Here is an 18,262-nt window from a genome sequence, read left to right on the forward strand (position 1 = left end):
AACTTAAACTTCGAAAGTCCCTACCTACATTCCAAGCTTTTCCGCAATCTCCACCCCTCGTGGGCTGACCGCTACGCCCCCAAGACTGGTCTCTCTAAGACTTACATCCATCTTGATTCCTACTTCTCCCATGGCATCAATGACTTGATCTACCGGAATCTGACTGATGATACCAGCCAGTGCCATATCTGCTGCCGCCAGTGCGTTTACTGCGCCACCGACATTTCGCTTCACACAAGGCACTTCCACAAGTCCTGCCACTGGATCACAGACAAGCCCCATCAGATTCTTAAGTGCCATGGCACAGGCATGTCCCATCTGCTCTTTACTTCCTCCGCGAGCACCACAGATTGCAGCCGCAGCCATGCCGGAAGCAGAACCAATCTCTGCCTGACAGCCACCAGAAGCTCCCGCCAGGGACGCACGGGACGCAATGACCTGCCCGATTCCTGCTGCCACATACATAGCTTCGATCATACGGTCTTCCTCTATCAAAAATTCTCTGCAATATGTCACAAGAACTGCCGGCATTACACCACATGCTCCGGCAGTCGGCGCTGCCACGATTCGCTTCATGCAGGCATTATTACAGCCCATTTTCAACGCATTTGTAATGACCTTTGAAACAAAATCTCCACAAAGCGACTTTTCATTCTGGAGATATCCATCCATAAGACCGCCTTCTTTTCCGACCAAACCACTTCTGGATTTCTCGGAAGGATCATAGGCGTCAACGCTTTCTTTCATCCGCGTCCACATGAGTGTCATCTGCTGCCAGGATTCCTCTTCCGTAATCCCATTTTCCTCGCAGTCTTCTAACTGAACTGCTTTCCAGAAAGGAATGTTCTCCTTCTCACATCTGACCTGTATTTCTTCTACTGCCTGATACGCCATTATCCATTCCTCCCTTCCAAATTCAGCGAAATAACTTCCAGAATGTCTTCCTTCTTCCGCAGTTCTTCTGTCACACTAATCGGTATCCGTTCATCTGTCTCTACAACCATCACTGCGCCACCGCCTCTTTTATGTCGAAACACCTGCATCGTAGCCACGTTTATTTTTTCGCGGCTCAGTGCTGCTGAAACTTCTGTAATACATCCCGGACGGTCCATATTCCGGACAATCAATGTATTACTCTCCCCGCTGAAATCTACTTCAATTCCATCCAAAATACTGACCCGGATACGTCCTCCTCCAATAGAATATGCCTGAAGTACCATCTTTCTTCCTTCTGCATTTTCCATCACAACGCGTGCCGTATTCGGATGTGCATTTTTTAATTCTCTATTTGCAATGGTAAATTCCATCCCAGCCTTTTTTGCTTCTTCAAATGCCACCGGAATCCGAAGGTCGTCCGGCTTCATGCCAAGAAGTCCGGCAATAATTGCCCGGTCTGTACCGTGTCCTTTCCCTGTAGCAGCAAATGAACCATGAAGATAAACTTCTGCTTTTTTCACAGGTTCACCAAAGAGCTGCCTGGCCGTATAACCGATCCTGGCAGCTCCCGCTGTATGGGAACTGGACGGACCGACCATGACCGGTCCCAAAATATCAAAAATACTTCCCATATCCGTTCCTCTTTTATTTCTTTTTATTTCTTTTTCTTCGGCATTACATGGATAGCTCCGCCTTCCAGCTCTTCAAGCGCTTCTCCGATTCCTTCATTGTAAGTCGGATGTGCCCGCATACCTTTCAGAAGCTGTGATACTGTCATATTATTGGCAACTGCTGTCACGAATTCACCGATCATATCGGTCGCTCTTGCACACATCATCTGTGCTCCGACAATCACGCCACTCTCTTCTTCTGCAACGATTTTAATAAATCCCCGCTCCTCTTTTGTGATGAGCGATTTTCCATTTGCGCTCATAATGAACTTACCAACTTTAACGGCAATACCTTTTTCTTTTGCCTCATCTTCCGTAATACCGACAGATGCAATTTCAGGATCTGTGTATACACAGCCCGGAACTACATTTACATCGACAGACACTTCTTTTCCGGCAAGCTGCTCTACAACCTGGATTCCCTGGGCACTTGCTGCATGGGCAAGCTGTGCTCCAAAGATCAGATCGCCGATTGCATACACGCCCGGAATACTTGTCTCGAACTTCTCATTTACAACGACACGTCCTCGGTTCATCTCCGGTGTCGCATCTTCTGCAAAGAGTCCGTCTGTGTTCGGGCATCTTCCAACCGCACATAATACATACTGGGAGGCTGCACTCTGCTCTTTTTCTTTCTCCACATACTTACAAATGTACTGGTCTCCGTCTGCTTCTACACCCTGTACAGCAGCTGCTGTGTGAATATCAATGCCGCGTTTTTTCAAAATCAATTTCAGATTCTGAGAAATCTCCTTATCCATATTCGGAAGAATTCTTGGGAGTGCCTCAAGAATCGTCACCTTACAGCCAAGTTCTGCGTAAACCGTTGCGAATTCCACACTGATAACTCCGCCACCGATAATTGTAAGGCTCTCCGGCACACTCTTCATACGGAACAGTTCATCACTGGTCAGGACTCCCGGAAGATCCATTCCCGGAATCGGCAGGAGCAACGGCTTAGATCCTGCTGCCAGAATGATATGCTCTGCTTCCAGCACCTGTTCCCCGCTTTCAGACACAACTTTTACTTTCTTATCCGGAAGAAGGGTTCCTTTTCCAGAGATCTGGTCAACTTCGTTGCCCTTAAACAGCCCTTCCACACCGGAAACAAGCTGCTTTGTTGTCTCTTCTTTGTATTCAAATATTTTTTCAAAATCAAATGTTACATTTTCTGCATGGATACCAAAGCGCTCACACTCTTTTGCGTTTCTATATACTTCTGCTGCATGAATCATTGCTTTTGCCGGAATACATCCACGGTTCAGACATGTTCCGCCTGCTTCTCTTGCCTCAATAACAGCCGTTTTAAATCCAAGCTTTGCTGCCTTAATAGCAGCCACATATCCTCCCGGTCCGGCACCGATCACGATTACATCATATTTCTCGCTCATACGGATGTCCTCCTGTAATTATCCACAATACTGCCAGATGGCAGTGTCTTTTTCCACAACTTCTTTCATATCTTTCCACCTTGTTCAACTGGATGTAACACTTGAATTGAATTCGGAAAGACATTTTTTCTGCTAGAGTTCTTCCTCTTTTATCCACTCGATAATATCTGCTATCATCTCTTCTTCCTGCTTATCCTCAGCCCAGTAAAGTCTAAGCTCCGAGCAAATATTCTTCTTATGATAACGGATACCTTTTAAATACTTCGGAAGCTTCTCGATCGTCATAGGTTTCAGCGAATCTGAGTACACATTGACATCAGAAATCTTTCCTTTATCCACCTGGAACTGAATATTCATCTGCCCCCACGAAAATCTCTTTGATATCTCATACTGGAAATCAATTTTCCGTCCAAAGCGCCAGTCCCAGGAGGAAAAATATTTCGTCCTCATTTCGATTTCTTCCTGATCCAGGTCTTCCATCTTACACTCATTCGATGTCAGGCCATAGACTTCTTCAAATGCTTCACGAAGTGCTTTTTTCAATGCTTCCAATGTCAGATCCGGTATGTAATCCACCAGATTAGTCACTCTTGATTTTACAGAGTCCACACCTTTGGACTGTAATTTTTCCTTTGATACAGTCAGATACTTGGAAAGCATCTCTTTGTTCACATTCATCATCAATGTTCCGTGATGATAGCAATGCTGCTCCTGCTCATAAAATGCATTTCCGGAAAATTTCTTTCCATCAATCAAAATGTCATTTCTTCCGGACTTCTCCGCCTTTGCACCTAACTTTTGCACTGCTTTGACAATAACTTCCAACTGTCTGTCAATGCTGTAATTTTCTTTTGATACGAGAAATGTGAAATTCAGATTTCCCAGATCATGATATACCGCTCCGCCACCGGAAAGACGACGTGCCAGATGTCCTCCATTTTCCTCAAGACTTTCAACTTTACATTCTTTCCAGGCATTTTGATTTCTTCCGATTACAACGGTATTCTGATTCTGCCACAAATATAAAATACACTCCTGAGGTTCACAGTGGAGGAGTAAATACTCCTCCACTGCAAGATTTTTATATGGATGAAACTGACCGCTCTCAATGTATGTAATCTTCTCTACCATACGCAATCCCCTTATCCTATTTTCAAATAATATCTTTCGCTTTTATTTACATTACTTCTGAAATTATACCTCAAAATTATACTTAAGTACCGGATGTCTTGCTGCCTCTACCTCATCCATTCTTGTGACCGGTGTTGTCACCGGTGCCTGAAGCAGGCTTTCCGGATTCTCAAGTGCGTCATTGTAAAGCTTACGAAATACCTCAATTGCATGATCCAGTACTTCTTTTGACTCTGTCTCTGTCGGCTCTACCATCAGCGCTTCATGTACAATTAACGGGAAATACATTGTAGGCGGATGGATTCCGTTATCCAGAAGTCCTTTTGCGATATCCATTGCAGATACGCCTGCTTTCTTCTTCAGATCTTCCAGACTCATAACAAACTCATGCATGCATACCTCATCATATGCCATTGTATAGAGGTCTTTTAACTTGTTCATCATATAGTTCGCGTTCAGAACTGCGTTCTGGCTTGCCTCCGGAATTCCTTCTTTTCCAAGTGTCATCAGGTAAGTCAATGCTTTGACAACTACAAGGAAGTTTCCATAGAATTCTTTCATCTCACCAATGCTGTGCTCGGCTTTCTCCATTGCCAGAGCCCCTTCTTTTTCTACCACTCTGTAGGATGGCAGGAACTGCAGCAACATACTCTTGCAGCCAACCGGTCCGCTTCCCGGACCTCCGCCTCCATGAGGTGTTGAAAATGTCTTATGAAGGTTCAGGTGAATCACGTCGAATCCCATATCTCCAGGTCTTACAGTTCCCATAACTGCATTCAGGTTTGCTCCATCGTAATAGCAAAGACCACCGCATTCATGTACAATTTCTGTAATTTTTAAAATATTTTTGTCAAACAATCCAACCGTGTTCGGATTGGTCAGCATCAGTCCTGCAGTATCTTCTCCACATGCTGCCTTTAACGCTTCAAGGTCTACTCCTCCGTCCGGTGCAGATGCAATGCTGACTACCTTATAGCCTGCCATTGTAGCACTGGCCGGGTTGGTTCCATGCGCAGAATCCGGTACAATGATTTTTGTTCTCTTCTCGTCCCCTCTGCTCTCATGATATGCCTTAATGAGCATCAGACCTGTAAACTCTCCGTGAGCTCCTGCTGCAGGCTGGAATGTCATACCGTCCATTCCTGTGATCTCGCACAGGTATTCTTCGGATTTTTTCAGAACTTCCAGGCATCCCTGTACAGAATGTTCTGGCTGTAGCGGATGGATCTGGGTAAATCCAGGCAATGCTGCCATATCTTCATTAATTTTCGGATTGTACTTCATCGTACAAGATCCAAGTGGATAGAATCCATCATTGACTCCATGGGATTTCTTTGCCAGTTCTGTATAGTGTCTGGAAAGGTCATTCTCAGACATTTGCGGAAGGTGAAGCTCTTTTTGTCTTGCATCCTTCTCACCAGGTTTTTTGATTTCTACATCGCAGGCTGGGAGCATGCTCATGCCTCGTCCGGCTCTGCTTTTTTCAAATACTAACATGCTCTACACCTCCTTTAAAATGCGGATAACTTCATCCATCTCTTCTTTTGTGTTCATCTCTGTACAGCACCATAATACTCGATGGTTTCCAAGTGGATATCCTCCCAGGATTCCATGCTCTTCCAGCGCCTTTAATGCTTCGCAAGGACATTTTTCAGATACAGTTACAAATTCGTGGAAGAATTCTCCCTTATTCTCTACTTTGAATCCGATCTTATCAAGCTCTGCTGCCAGATAATGTGCTTTGGAAGCAGACTGAAGCGCTGCTTCTTTGATTCCTTCACTTCCCATAGCCGACATGTACACGCCAACTGCCAGCGCACAAAGTGCCTGATTGGAACAAATGTTACTGGAAGCTTTTTCTCTGCGGATATGCTGCTCTCTTGCCTGAAGTGTTAATACATATCCGGTCTTTCCATTATGATCTTCTGTCTGACCGACAATTCTTCCCGGAAGCTTTCTTATCATGCCTTCTGTGGCTGCCATAAATCCTAAGTATGGTCCTCCAAATCCAAGTGGAAGTCCCAGTGGCTGTCCATCTCCGACTGCCACATCTGCACCGTACTCTGCCGGTGTCTTGATGATTCCAAGGGAGATTGGATTCACACCCATGATATATTTTGCCCCGGCACCATGAGCAATTTCCCCGATTGCCTGTGCATCTTCCAGATTACCGTAATAGTTCGGATGCTGGATATAGACACATGCTGTCTGCTCGTCTATATTTTCTTTCAGATAATCCAGATCTGTCACGCCGTCTTTTTCCGGAATCTCCACGATCTCCATTCCATTTCCATGACAATACGTATGTATCGTTGCCAGTGCATCCGGCAGGATCGCTGCGGATACGAAGGCTTTCTTACGCTTTCTCTCCTGGCACATTGCCACGCCTTCTGCTGCCGCCTCGGCACCATCATACACACAGGCATTGGACACATCCATTCCGGTCAGATCACAGATCATTGTCTGATACTCGAAAATGGACTGTAAGATTCCCTGACTGATCTCTGCCTGATACGGTGTATATGCTGTCAGCAGATTTTCTTTTGAAATCACACTGTTCACTATGGATGGAATAAAATGTCTGTATGCTCCTGCACCTCGGAAAATGATCTTAAATACCTGATTCTTTGATGCAATATTTTCCATCTCTCTGCGGACTTCCAGCTCTGACTTTCCTTCCGGAATATTCAGTCCGCCTTTGATCTTAACCTCATCAGGAATGTGTGCGAACAGATCCTCGATAGAACTGTATCCAATCTCTTTTAACATTTCCTGACGTTCTTCTAACGTATTCGGTACATAGCTTCCCATATGCCGTCCACCTCCCGTCTTTGTCTTACTGCTCGCTTGCTACAAATGCCTCGTATTCTGATGGGGATAATAATTCCTCTTTCTCAGATACTTCTTTTACTTTGATAAACCATGCATCATATGGTGCTCCGTTGATAGATTCCGGTGCATCTAAAAGCTCCTCGTTAATCTCACACACAACTCCGGAAACCGGTGAATATACATCGGAAACAGCTTTTACAGACTCAACATCACCAAATGCCTCACCAACGGATACGCTATCTCCCTCTTCCGGAAGATTTACAAATACTAAGTCTCCAAGCTCAGACTGTGCGTAGTCTGTAAGACCAATTGTAACAACATCTCCTTCTTCTTTTACCCACTCATGTGATTTTGCATATAATAATCCTTCTCTGATTTCCATCTTAATAATCTCCTTTTTTATATATTCTCTTTTTTAATCCTTCAACAAAACTTATTTCGCTCTCTTGTAGAATGGCAGTGCTATGACCTCTGCCTCGACTTTACGTCCTCTTACATCTACTTCTACTTTATTACCGATCTCTACACTTCCGGCATCTACTAATGCCATTGCGATTGGATATCCCAGGAACGGACAATGTGTTCCGCTTGTTGTATGTCCGATTTTCTTTTCTCCAATATAGATATCCTGATGTTCACGGATAATTCCTCTTCCGGTTACTTTAAGTCCGATTCTTGTAATCTTCGGCTCACCACGCTCTTCCATGGCTTTCTTTCCGATGAAGTCTTCCTCTTTTCCCATCTTGACTGCAAATTTCAGGCCTGTCTCAATTGGTGATATTTCATCATCCATCTCATGTCCGTACAGTGGCATCGCTGCTTCCATACGAAGTGTATCTCTGGCTCCAAGTCCACATGGAATCAGCCCTTCGTCTTTTCCGGCCTCTAAAAGTGCATCCCACATTTTCTCAGCATTTTCACTTGTCAGATATAACTCGACTCCGTCCTCTCCTGTGTATCCTGTCTTGGAAATGATACATGGGATTCCAGCTACCTCTGTATCGAATACTGCATGATAATATTTCTTTGGGATGTTCTCTTCTGCCGTTAATTTCTTCAGGATCTCCATTGCTTTTGGTCCCTGAAGTGCGATCTGCCCATACTGGGAAGATGCATCTGTAAATGTGACCTCTCCGAATTGATGATCTAACATCCACTGATAATCTTTATCTTTGTTCGCCGCATTTACTACGATAAAGTAATCATTATCTCCACGTTTGTATACGATCAGGTCATCAACCGTTCCACCATTCTCGTTACACATCGGGCTGTATCTTGCCTGCCCATCTACCATGTTGGTAAAATCATTTGTCAGCAGCTTCTGCAGGTTTGCAAGTGCATCTTTTCCCTGGCACAATACCTCTCCCATATGAGATACATCGAAAAGTCCTGCTTTTTCTCTAACTGCCATATGCTCTGTGATAACACCTGTTCCATACTGTACCGGTAAGAGATATCCTGCAAATGGAACGATCTTACCGCCTGCTTTCACATGCGCATCATAAAGTGGTGTTTTTAACTCCATATCATATCCTCCTTCTTGTTTTTAATAGGGACGTTAATTATAGAGGTACATTAATTTATTCATATAATGGATATTTCTCGCAGATTTTTGTAACTTCATCTCTGATTTTATCTGCCTTTGTCTCAAAGTCTGTCACTGTCATCTTGATCAGTTTTGCGATTATCTTCATATCCTCTTCCTTCAGTCCTCTTGTTGTAACTGCTGGTGTACCGATTCTGATTCCACTTGTTATAAATGGGCTTGCCGGATCATTTGGTACTGAGTTCTTATTGACTGTGATGTAAACCTCATCCAGTCGGTTCTGAAGTTCTTTTCCGGTAATGTTCATGTTCTGAAGATCTACTAACATCAAGTGGTTATCCGTTCCACCACTTACCAGATTGAAGCCTTCTGCAATCAATGCATCTGCAAGTGCTTTCGCGTTATTCACTATCTGCTTCTGATACTCTTTGAACTCTGGTTTCAATGCCTCTCCAAAGCAGACAGCTTTTGCTGCAATAATATGCATCAGCGGACCACCCTGAGTTCCCGGGAAGATTGATTTGTTAATTGCTTTTGCATGTTCTTCCTTACACATGATCACTCCGCCTCTTGGTCCTCTCAGTGTCTTGTGAGTTGTCGTTGTAACTACATCTGCGTATGGAACCGGATTCTGGTGAAGTCCTGCTGCAACCAGTCCTGCGATATGTGCCATATCTACGAATAGATAAGCGCCAACTTCTTTTGCAATATCTGCAAAGATATCGAATCGGATCTCTCTTGGATAAGCAGAAGCTCCTGCAACAATCATCTTTGGCTTACATTCATGTGCAAGTTTTCGAATCTCATCGTAATCCAGTACTCCGTCATCGTTGATGTTGTAAGGAACAAAATTATATAAAATACCGGATTGGTTTACCGGTGATCCATGTGTCAGATGTCCGCCGTGTGCCAGGTTCAGTCCCATTACTGTGTCACCCGGTTTAATCAGTGCCTGATATACTGCATTGTTTGCATTTGCTCCTGAGTGTGGCTGAACACATGCATGATCACAGCCAAATAATTCTTTTAATCTCTCAATTGCCAGATTTTCAATGATATCTACATTCTCGCAGCCACCATAATATCTCTTGCCCGGATATCCTTCTGCGTATTTATTTGCCGGTACAGTTGCCATAGCCATCATCACTGCCGGGCTGATAATGTTCTCAGATGCAATCAGCTCCAGGTTTCTTCTCTGGCGTCCAAGCTCCAACTCAATTGCTTTTCCAACCTCTTCGTCATAGTTCTTCACATAATCTGTTACCTGTTCAACCATGTTCATTTTCTAATCATCCTCCAAATTTCCCCAAAAATTTTTAAAAAAGGGTACAAAAAAAAGCAGGTAAAAAATAATTTCTTAACAATCTTAAGACTTATTATTTTTTATCTGCCTCTGTCCTTTCACCTGAAAGATTGCTTACCGGTCTTCGCGTGTATGGCAGGTAAGTTACTTCTTCGGTACAATCCCTTCCATTGTTCTCCAGAGTGTTGTCCAGACCCGTTCCTTTTGCCTGAGAGTTTCTGCTTGCCCCTTCGGCTCCAGTCTATCATTCCATGTGCCGCGTATCACATGATAGTGGTATCTCACAAGTCCTTCCTTCAACTTAACCTCAGAATACAACTGTCTGACAATAAAGTCAAGCGTTAAATATTTTTCTTACTTGTTAGAATTCTATCAGTGATTATTGTTAAATATCTGACACCGTATTTACAGCCTTTACACCAGTTTTACATGCTTTTTTCTCAGTAAATAAAAACTATTCTGTACTTGCGTTTTTACTACTATCATTACTGCTGTCCGTACTTGTGTCTGTACTACTAACTAATCTTGACTTAGGAATTTCGATATTCTCCTTCTTGTATGCATCCAGTACAGCCTCCTTGATACATTTTGCATATGCTTTCGCACCTGCCGAGAGCAAATGTGTATCGTCTGCATCAAAATACTCATCATGACCCTCGCTTGCAGCATACCAGTCAATCAGATATGTATGATCATTTTCTTCTACGAATTTTTTTATCTTGCTGTTGCTTTCCTCTTCGAACGTATCATGCGGAATTCGGACTGTTGTCAGAAACAATGGCATATCCTTCCCTATCTTCTCCCGAATATCTTCAAGTTCACCATTGATCGGACTGTTCGAAAGTGATGCAAAGATGACGCCTTCTCCCTCCCATTTCTTTTCGTCAATGTAGGAATCAAGAACTTGTTTACCAAGTGATGTGATCCGTCCGATTTTAGTATCACTGACACTGTTTGGAAATATTTCATAAAAATCATCTGTTACATCAACTGCAATAGAATCCCCGATGAGCAGGAGATTTAAACCTTCCAGAATCTCATCATCCGTCAAATCAGCCGTACAGATGGTATCTTCACTCTCTGAACCATTCGCTTTCTGCTTTGCAAGTTGTTCTTCCGTCATCTTACCGGTCTCTTTTGCCTTTGCCTCACGTTTTTGTAATGTATCCAATGCATTTTTCTTCGGCACAAATATCATGCAAAGTATCAGTGACACGGTCAGTACAAATGTGCCTGCCATTACCTTTAAACTTCTTCTTGCCACCTGTATCTGGCGCTTCTTCTCCTGCCTGGATTTCGGTCTGCTTCTTAAAATATTCAAATATTCCCCAATAATACCATGGCGGATCGGTGTCTCAATAAAACGATAAGAAAGCTCTGACAGGACAACACTTAATACAATCTCAATCAATGTAATCCACCAGGATGCCTTTATCCCCTTACTGATTAACAAAATGATTGGATAATGCCACAGATATATGCTGTATGAACGATCCCCCATCCATTTCAAGACTGGGTTACTTAAGAATCTGCTAAGCCAGGTCTTTCGTCCTGATACTGCATAGACCATCAATACGGTCAGAATTGTTCCAAAAAATTGTCCTCCTCTGTACCAGAAATTACTGGAACCATTGATTGCTATCGTCATCACGAGCAACACTGCAAAAGACACACTGCCCAAAACCATATTGACACTAGCTGAAAGTCTTCTTGGAACCATCCGGTACTCCCACAGAATTGCAAGTAATGCACCGAATAAAAGGGAAAATGCTCTCGTGTCTGTCCCATAATATACCCGGCTGGCATCCTGCTGTGGATCAAATAATACAATCATCAAAATTACTGAGATCAGCGCCAGCAGCAACGTTACTCCTGCAAACAAAAGACCTCTATTTGCCCGTCCCTCTCCTCTGCTTTTTACTAACTTATAGATTCCCAGAAGAATCAATGGATATATCAGATAAAATTGTGTCTCAATCGCCAGTGACCAACAATGCGTAAATGGTGACGGTACTCCGGCCGCTTCAAAGTAAGATATCTTATTAAAAATCTGCCACCAGTTATTAAATCCCAGAACAGATGCCAGGAAATCCTTACAGCCCTTTGTAAAAATAATCCTGTTTACGACTGCGCTGACAAATATTATAACAACTGCCATTGACATAACTGCAGGAACAAGACGCCTGATACGCCTCAGCCAAAAGTTCTTCAAATCTATTGTTCCTTCTTCTTCTACTTCGGAAATCAGTATGCCTGTAATTAAATATCCTGATAAAACAAAAAATACTGTCACACCAAGAAAGCCGCTCTTAAATAAAGCCAGCTTCAAATGATATGCCAGTACCATAATAACCGCAATTGCTCTTATGCCATCAAGCTCTGTGATGTATCTTCTCTTTTTCCCCATAACTCTTCATCCTCATTTGTACTTTTTATTGTTTAGCTCATAACTTCTGTTGCCTCTCTTCTTGTCTCTAATATCTCTTATACATGATATTAAATAAAAGTACAAAAAAAAGCAAGAACCTTTAAAGTTCTTGCTTGTCTGCATGAGCGTGCGGGGATTCGAACCCCGGACAACTTGATTAAAAGTCACGTCGTTCAAATCCTTGCAAGCGCCGTAATAACGCCGTTTTTCAAGTGTGCTCTGAGACACATTTGAGACATCTTGATTTTAATTGATTTTTTCGCTCTTGTCAATAATATTATTTTTCGTCTTTTCGACCAACCAAATAGTCCATAGAGACATTATAAAAATCAGCCATGGTAATTAACATATGTACATCTGGCTCTCGTCCTTTTGTCTCATATCCGGCTATGGTTGATCTTGATACTCCCAGTGCAGTGCCTGCTGCCATCTGTGATAGTCCCCTCTCTTCTCTCAGCTCTTTCAGTCTTATCGCAAGCTTTTCCATGTAACCACCTCTTATTATAATGTAGCAAAATTTTCACTGATAATAAAGTGGGGAATATTTTCCACTATCCTACATACTTCTTACCAGCGAAATATGCAGCAATCCAACCACTTGGAATCTTAATCCAGATGTCACTACCGTTCTTGCGAACGTCCTTACAGGTTACGCGAGTGCCTTTCTTGAGTCTCCCGTTATCGTGTGCGTGTTGCTGTGCATTACTGGATAACTCCGCATAAGATTTTTCCGGATTATTGGTTCCCGGACCGGTTCGGACGCTCAGGTCGTCCACCTGTGTTGTATAGACTTGTCCGACGACATAAGCTCTGGTACTCTTTGAAGCGGAAGTCACTCCAGATCCATTGTCCAGGACTACAACTGTATGTCCCTTGGTGTGTGTAGCAAGAATATCCCCTCGTTTCAGATATGTACTTTCCTTGCAGCGCTTATCATCTTTCAGGATTTCGAACGCTCCTGTCTTTCGCAAGGTTTCCAGCTCTGACGCTGTGTTAAAATCTCCAACTTGTATTCCGGCATATAAGCAACATACTCTGACCAGTGCAGAGCAATCTGCCTCCACATCAACATTGACCTTGCTGAGATTATAGTTATACTTAACCGCAATCTTTCTAAGGCTGTCTCTGTGTGCCTGGCAATAACCGATGTGATTATTGTTGCACGCTGCTTCCATTGCCTGTGCAATCTTCTCTGCTACAGTTGGATCTTTCGGTCTTGCTACGTACCAACCTTTTCTGTGCAGATAGTAATTCTGTATAGATACTTCTCCACCGGTCTGATCTCCGGCTTTTCCTCCGGTGGTGGTGCCCTTCTCATTAATACGTGCGCTTCCAATTCTTACTGCCATAATATCACTCCTATCAATAAGAGGGCGATTACTCGCCCTCTGAATCACTACTGTTAATCTGTTCCTCCACCTGTGACCTGATATGTCTGACCAATGGCTGCAAGAACGCTGGTATCTTAACGCCCATATCCTGGATATTTTCTAATATACTAATAATCTCGTTACAGATCAGCCACATTGCTACAATGCATGCAATCAAGAATGCCACCGGAGATTTCCAGCCAATCGTAGTGGATGCATATAATAGCATTTCGTCAATAATTGCTCCAACCACTACCAAGAGCCACATGGACACCTTCTTGAAAATTCCTCGAATGCTCTTATAGGAATTTATGTCCTCCGCTCTATACTTACTGGCCATAAGCCCGGTCATGTAGTCAATCAGATTGCATGCCACCAACAGGATCACCGGCACTGCCAATACTCCAAGGAGCGCTGACAGGAAGGCGAATACCGCTGTGAAAATAGCTTTGATGTAATTAGCCTGTTCCATTTTCATATACCTCACTTCTTTCTTTAGTTCGAATTTTCTGTACAAAAAATTAATCACTTCCGTTCTCCTTCTGTGTTATTCTTTTACCGGCTCCGCAAGGCTTACCTGCGAAACCGGATATTTGCGCGGATATCTATAAGGATAGCTTTTCTTTTCCACAATCTGTATCGAAATCTTAAATTGTTCTCCGGTACTGACCGGGTTCTTACTCAGCTTAATCTCTGTTATTTCTAACATTTAGATAACCTCCACTTCTATCCTCGTTTTTCTCGTCGAATCAGCCACTGTATAAGTCACTTCCAGTTCGTATGACCGCGACTTTACTTTCGGGCTTAATTTTATGTCCAGATAATGCTCATTAATCTCGCACTCCCCACACGTTTCCACCTCACCATATCTGATAAGCTCATAGGATGCGCTTAATATCGTGAATGGTTCATTGTTGGGACTTCTGATCAGAAGTTTTACGTGCTTATCTTCACCTAAAATGAATACTACTTTATTCACAGCAACACCCCCTTCCGTGATGACATGGATATACTGCTTCCACAGTATAATCGTCTGCTTGTACAACTGCTTTGTATTCTTCCGGAATTACTTCCGTCACGTAATCAAGCGGAACGAGCCTAGCGCATAGCGTAGCTGGATCCACAATCAACAGCATCTTTGCACAATACGCTACGTTTTCCGCATCGTCATAAGCTGTGACTTCAACCACATACATTCCATCTAAATCAAGAGGGACTGTGGTGTTCCACAAGTCCCCCTCTGCACGCTCAAAGACAACTTCTTTTCCATCGACCTTACCGATTACTTTCGTAACCATAAAAATAGCTCCTAGTCTGTAACCTTAACAGAGATAATGAACGTCTTACCACAGTCAACTGGGTTAGGAGTAAGAGTAACTTTCTCAAATACCGGTGCGCCAGTATCAAGAGTAACCTTACGTGTTACAGTTGTAGTCTTGCCAGCCTTATCCGTTGCAACAACAGTAATTGTATTAGAACCATTAACAAGAGTGATTTCCTTGCTGAATGAACCATCAGAATTAACTGCAACGGATGCACCGTTTACTGTAACTGTGACAGGTTTAGATGTAACATCGTCTGTTTTACCAGATACAACCAGAGCTGTCTTATTTGTGATAAGTTCATCTGCTGGATTTGTAAGAGTAAGTGTCGGTGGAATTGTATCAATTGTAAATGTGACTGTCTTAGCTGTTGCAGCGTTTCCATCAAAATCAGATGCTTCAATTGAAATAGTATGCGCGCCATCTGCCAATGCTGTTCCTGGAGTGTAGGAACACTCGTAACCACCGGTGACTGCTGTTTTTGTAAATGCAGTTGTAACTTTTGCGCCATCAACTTTGATAACGATTGTATCTGGATTAACCCCAGAGTCATTATCTGTCACCTTGAATTTAATAACCGGTGTTGCATTGGTAATGTAAGCACCAGCTGTCGGGTAAGTGAAAGCAAGTGTTGGCGCAACTTTTTCAAGGACGCGAAGTAACAGATTTGCTCCGAAAGTAGCATCACTTTGATTTATTGTAGTTGAGTTTCCGGCATCATCTGTAGCTATTACAGAGCCCCCATATTTATGACCATCTTGTGAGTAACTGGATTTGCTAGGCACCGGGACTGTTGCTTTATACTCTCCTGTAGATGCATCAAACGTCAGATCATATGTCTGACCATTAAATATATATTGTACTGTTTTTACTGCCATCTACGTTGCCCTCCTACTCTGTCGCTTCTGTAACAAGTTCACCCATTCCAGAATCTTCCAGAATCTCTTTTACCTTATCCTTTAAAAGTCTCGGTACCTGCTTATAAGTTTTCTTTCCTAACATAATCTGCTGTGCCCATAACATTGCCATCATTTCTTTACCTCCATTGTTTTGTAATAATATGAATAAGTTTGTTAATAGAGTTACCATTATTGATATACCAACTCTGACATTTCAAGAATGCATTCCTGGAGCATATCAACAGTCTTTTTCAGTCCAGCATTCTCTGATGCTAAAGCCTCCATTTTTTCTGCTGGTGTCTCGCCAACTTTGTAGAGAATCACACCGGTAATTCCAGCCGTATACTTCACGATAGCGTCCATATTGGTGTAATTCTCATACTCCCCCAATGTGGACTCCCGTTCTTTCACAACCATCTTCTTAGTCTTCATCTGATCCTGGAACATGGTTTTTAAATTCTCTTCTGTATCAGAAATCGTCTTGATCAGAAGTCCTCCATTATCCTGAAGGTCGGCTGACTGAATGGTTAATTCAGTCGCATCATTGAATATAATCTTCAATTGTTACTCCTTTCCGGAGTGATTCTTAGTTAAATAGCAATATGAAAGTAAAGTGCTTTCGTAAAACCGTACCATCAGAGACGAATATCCTCATTGATTTCTCAAATGAAGTCGCTGCTTTGATGACACAAGGTAATAAAATTGTAGACTGCATCTGTGGAGCAACAACTAATTCTAATAATGCCTTGGTCTACGGAAAAACCGCTATTCAAGCCACTTCGGATTGGACATATGTCTATGCTAGAGTCAATCAGAATTACTATGACGGACTTGGAGGCACTACGACCGTCACTTTGTTAGCTATTTACGAGTAAATCAAATCGGCAGGCACACCGCAGACCACTGACGGTTCCAGCTCATGCCAAAGGAACTATATAAGTTTTGCCTTGAAAAACTGTATGAGCTACCTTTTTTAACCCAGAAAAACCGCTCTTTGCATTTAATGGGATGTATACATTGTTGTTTCCAGAGCATGCGCCAGTATGAACGAACATTTCTTGTAATATGCTTTGATCGTTTTTGATTTTAAACTCAAGGAATTCTCCATTCATGCCCCAACCTGCGCACGAAAAAGAAACGATTGCAATACAGTCAAACGGAGCTACGAATGATATAAAGTCACTATCAGAGGATTTAAAAACCTTTGGACTTTTGCTATTTAACTAAGAATCACTCCTTCCTACTATTAATAAAGTTACATATATAAAAGCACATAACAAAAGCACCCGACCATTGCCGAGTGTGAAGTGAGTGTGAATTGTGGTAAAAAAGCTATGCGCTTAAATATTTCTTGTGGTGATATTTCACCGATTCCTGATCAACGTTGCAATACAACATTGTCGTCTCAGTTTTAGCGTGCCCGGCCATGATAGAAGCTTCCTGTAACGGCATGCCTCTGTTAATGGCATTAGTAATGGACGTACCTCGAAATCTGTGTGGATGAGCCTTTTCGACTCCTGCACGTTCTCCGGTACGTCTTATCATATCTTCTATTCCAGCCTTCGATAGCCGATTGTGTGGACTCTTAAGTCCTACAAATAATGCCGGATTATTATCGGTTCTGCTCTGCAGGTATTCCTGCAGATACATGTTCGTGCGTTCATTTAGGTACACCGTCCTTTCTTTTCCACCTTTGCCGTATACAATTAAGTCCTTGGTACTCCACCGGACATCATCAATATTAAGACTGGTGAGCTCCGACACTCTGACTGCCGTGGAATGTAAGAATTCCATCATAGCCTTGTCCCGGATAGTTGCACAGCTTCTAAGCAACTGCTCACGTTCCGTATCTGTGAATGGACGCTTGACGCGTTTCTCCACCTTGATTGATTCCACCAGTACCATCGGATTTCGCCTTACCCGATCTCTGTCTCTGAGCCACACGAAGAAACTACTGTACACTGCACGTACTCCCTTTAGCGTACTGTTCTTGACTGCCCGGATATTCTTGTAAGCTCTCAAGTAACTTGATATATCCCCGTCTGTTATGTCTGCCACAGACTTATTGATGTGAGATAACAATCTTGTCAGCTCATATCGATACCGATTTACCGTATCAGTACTCTTGCCCTCCAATGCCTTAGACATTAAGTAATCTTCCAGGTCAATCCTCCAGGAATCGTCCACGCATTGTACCTCTGTCTTTTGTGCGACGTCGCACCCAGCGAATACCATGTGCAGCACATTCTTAAGCTCCCGGAGTTTCTCGTCCTCCAAGGCTGGTTGCATTCTCCTTAACACTTCCATGATTCGTTGTTCCATATCGATCTCCTTTTTGCTTTATGGTACATGTAGGAAATTCATATGATGCAACAATTCGTTGCTTAATTAAATAGCAAAACAATACACATCATAGAAAATGATAATGAATAT

At 42.8% G+C, this 18,262-nt stretch carries 22 protein-coding genes and 1 riboswitch; of the genes, 1 reads left to right on the top strand and 21 read right to left on the bottom strand.

Annotation, left to right across the window (positions count from 1 at the left end):
• Nucleotides 1-24: 24 nt before the first annotated feature.
• From sdaAA to C7E02_RS18795, 19 genes are all read right to left on the bottom strand, one after another.
• Nucleotides 25-894, bottom strand: coding sequence for an L-serine ammonia-lyase, iron-sulfur-dependent, subunit alpha (gene sdaAA / locus C7E02_RS18710; protein WP_105310427.1), 870 nt, complete (start codon nt 892-894; stop codon nt 25-27).
• Nucleotides 894-1,568, bottom strand: a complete 675-nt coding sequence (gene sdaAB, locus C7E02_RS18715; RefSeq protein ID WP_022278543.1) for an L-serine ammonia-lyase, iron-sulfur-dependent subunit beta — start codon at nt 1,566-1,568, stop codon at nt 894-896. Before sdaAB ends, sdaAA begins: the two co-directional genes overlap by 1 nt.
• 23 nt (nt 1,569-1,591) lie before the next feature.
• Complete coding sequence (gene lpdA, locus C7E02_RS18720) at nt 1,592-2,998, bottom strand: dihydrolipoyl dehydrogenase (protein ID WP_022278544.1); 1,407 nt, start codon at nt 2,996-2,998, stop codon at nt 1,592-1,594.
• 132 nt (nt 2,999-3,130) lie between these two features.
• Entirely contained in the window at nt 3,131-4,129 is a 999-nt protein-coding gene (locus C7E02_RS18725) for a lipoate--protein ligase (RefSeq protein WP_105310428.1), read from the bottom strand.
• 63 nt (nt 4,130-4,192) lie between these two features.
• On the bottom strand, nt 4,193-5,626 hold the full coding sequence (gene gcvPB, locus C7E02_RS18730) for an aminomethyl-transferring glycine dehydrogenase subunit GcvPB (RefSeq protein WP_005338288.1): 1,434 nt from the start codon (nt 5,624-5,626) through the stop codon (nt 4,193-4,195).
• Nucleotides 5,627-5,629: 3 nt separating this feature from the next.
• Entirely contained in the window at nt 5,630-6,940 is a 1,311-nt protein-coding gene (gcvPA, locus tag C7E02_RS18735) for an aminomethyl-transferring glycine dehydrogenase subunit GcvPA (protein WP_105310429.1), read from the bottom strand.
• A gap of 25 nt (nt 6,941-6,965) precedes the next feature.
• Nucleotides 6,966-7,343 (bottom strand): glycine cleavage system protein GcvH, encoded by a 378-nt coding sequence (gene gcvH, locus C7E02_RS18740; protein WP_005333840.1) that lies wholly within the window; start codon nt 7,341-7,343, stop codon nt 6,966-6,968.
• Between the two features lie 51 nt (nt 7,344-7,394).
• Nucleotides 7,395-8,486: a glycine cleavage system aminomethyltransferase GcvT gene (gene gcvT, locus C7E02_RS18745; RefSeq protein ID WP_105310430.1), complete on the bottom strand. Its 1,092-nt coding sequence runs from the start codon at nt 8,484-8,486 to the stop codon at nt 7,395-7,397.
• Between the two features lie 55 nt (nt 8,487-8,541).
• The gene (gene glyA, locus C7E02_RS18750) at nt 8,542-9,783 is read right to left on the bottom strand and encodes a serine hydroxymethyltransferase (protein ID WP_105310477.1); all 1,242 of its coding nucleotides are present in this window, start codon (nt 9,781-9,783) and stop codon (nt 8,542-8,544) included.
• A 107-nt stretch (nt 9,784-9,890) separates the two neighbouring features.
• A riboswitch (glycine riboswitch) is annotated at nt 9,891-10,001 on the bottom strand.
• Nucleotides 10,002-10,264: 263 nt separating this feature from the next.
• Entirely contained in the window at nt 10,265-12,217 is a 1,953-nt protein-coding gene (locus C7E02_RS18755; RefSeq protein WP_105310431.1) for an acyltransferase family protein, read from the bottom strand.
• A 298-nt stretch (nt 12,218-12,515) separates the two neighbouring features.
• Complete coding sequence (locus C7E02_RS18760) at nt 12,516-12,725, bottom strand: helix-turn-helix domain-containing protein (RefSeq protein ID WP_105310432.1); 210 nt, start codon at nt 12,723-12,725, stop codon at nt 12,516-12,518.
• A 64-nt stretch (nt 12,726-12,789) separates the two neighbouring features.
• The gene (locus tag C7E02_RS18765; RefSeq protein ID WP_105310433.1) at nt 12,790-13,587 is read right to left on the bottom strand and encodes a hypothetical protein; all 798 of its coding nucleotides are present in this window, start codon (nt 13,585-13,587) and stop codon (nt 12,790-12,792) included.
• A gap of 28 nt (nt 13,588-13,615) precedes the next feature.
• Entirely contained in the window at nt 13,616-14,137 is a 522-nt protein-coding gene (locus C7E02_RS18770) for a phage holin family protein (RefSeq protein WP_330406880.1), read from the bottom strand.
• Nucleotides 14,138-14,155: 18 nt separating this feature from the next.
• Nucleotides 14,156-14,317: a hypothetical protein gene (locus tag C7E02_RS19510; RefSeq protein WP_005332055.1), complete on the bottom strand. Its 162-nt coding sequence runs from the start codon at nt 14,315-14,317 to the stop codon at nt 14,156-14,158.
• Nucleotides 14,318-14,587 (bottom strand): hypothetical protein, encoded by a 270-nt coding sequence (locus tag C7E02_RS18775; protein ID WP_005332053.1) that lies wholly within the window; start codon nt 14,585-14,587, stop codon nt 14,318-14,320.
• Nucleotides 14,580-14,906 carry a PF13754 domain-containing protein gene (locus C7E02_RS18780; RefSeq protein WP_105310434.1) on the bottom strand — a complete coding sequence of 109 codons (327 nt, stop codon included), beginning with the start codon at nt 14,904-14,906 and terminating at the stop codon, nt 14,580-14,582. The genes C7E02_RS18775 and C7E02_RS18780 overlap by 8 nt, the downstream gene beginning before the upstream one ends.
• Before the next feature lie 11 nt (nt 14,907-14,917).
• Nucleotides 14,918-15,808, bottom strand: a complete 891-nt coding sequence (locus C7E02_RS18785; RefSeq protein ID WP_105310435.1) for an Ig-like domain-containing protein — start codon at nt 15,806-15,808, stop codon at nt 14,918-14,920.
• 13 nt (nt 15,809-15,821) lie between these two features.
• Nucleotides 15,822-15,962 carry a CD1375 family protein gene (locus C7E02_RS18790; RefSeq protein ID WP_233420457.1) on the bottom strand — a complete coding sequence of 47 codons (141 nt, stop codon included), beginning with the start codon at nt 15,960-15,962 and terminating at the stop codon, nt 15,822-15,824.
• A gap of 56 nt (nt 15,963-16,018) precedes the next feature.
• On the bottom strand, nt 16,019-16,390 hold the full coding sequence (locus C7E02_RS18795; protein WP_105310436.1) for a hypothetical protein: 372 nt from the start codon (nt 16,388-16,390) through the stop codon (nt 16,019-16,021).
• A gap of 41 nt (nt 16,391-16,431) precedes the next feature.
• Here C7E02_RS18795 and C7E02_RS18800 point away from each other — a divergent pair, with 41 nt between their 5' ends.
• Nucleotides 16,432-16,704: a hypothetical protein gene (locus tag C7E02_RS18800; RefSeq protein ID WP_105310437.1), complete on the top strand. Its 273-nt coding sequence runs from the start codon at nt 16,432-16,434 to the stop codon at nt 16,702-16,704.
• Between the two features lie 42 nt (nt 16,705-16,746).
• On the opposite strand, the gene C7E02_RS18805 is transcribed toward C7E02_RS18800, so the two are convergent.
• Both C7E02_RS18805 and C7E02_RS18810 read right to left on the bottom strand, forming a co-directional pair.
• A complete protein-coding gene (locus C7E02_RS18805) occupies nt 16,747-17,004 on the bottom strand; it encodes a hypothetical protein (protein WP_330406882.1) in 258 nt (85 codons plus the stop codon).
• A gap of 157 nt (nt 17,005-17,161) precedes the next feature.
• Nucleotides 17,162-18,151, bottom strand: a complete 990-nt coding sequence (locus C7E02_RS18810; protein WP_105310439.1) for a tyrosine-type recombinase/integrase — start codon at nt 18,149-18,151, stop codon at nt 17,162-17,164.
• Nucleotides 18,152-18,262 lie beyond the last annotated feature (111 nt).

This window comes from Dorea sp. Marseille-P4042, assembly GCF_900290215.1.
GTDB classification, from domain to species: Bacteria; Bacillota; Clostridia; order Lachnospirales; family Lachnospiraceae; genus Dorea; species Dorea formicigenerans.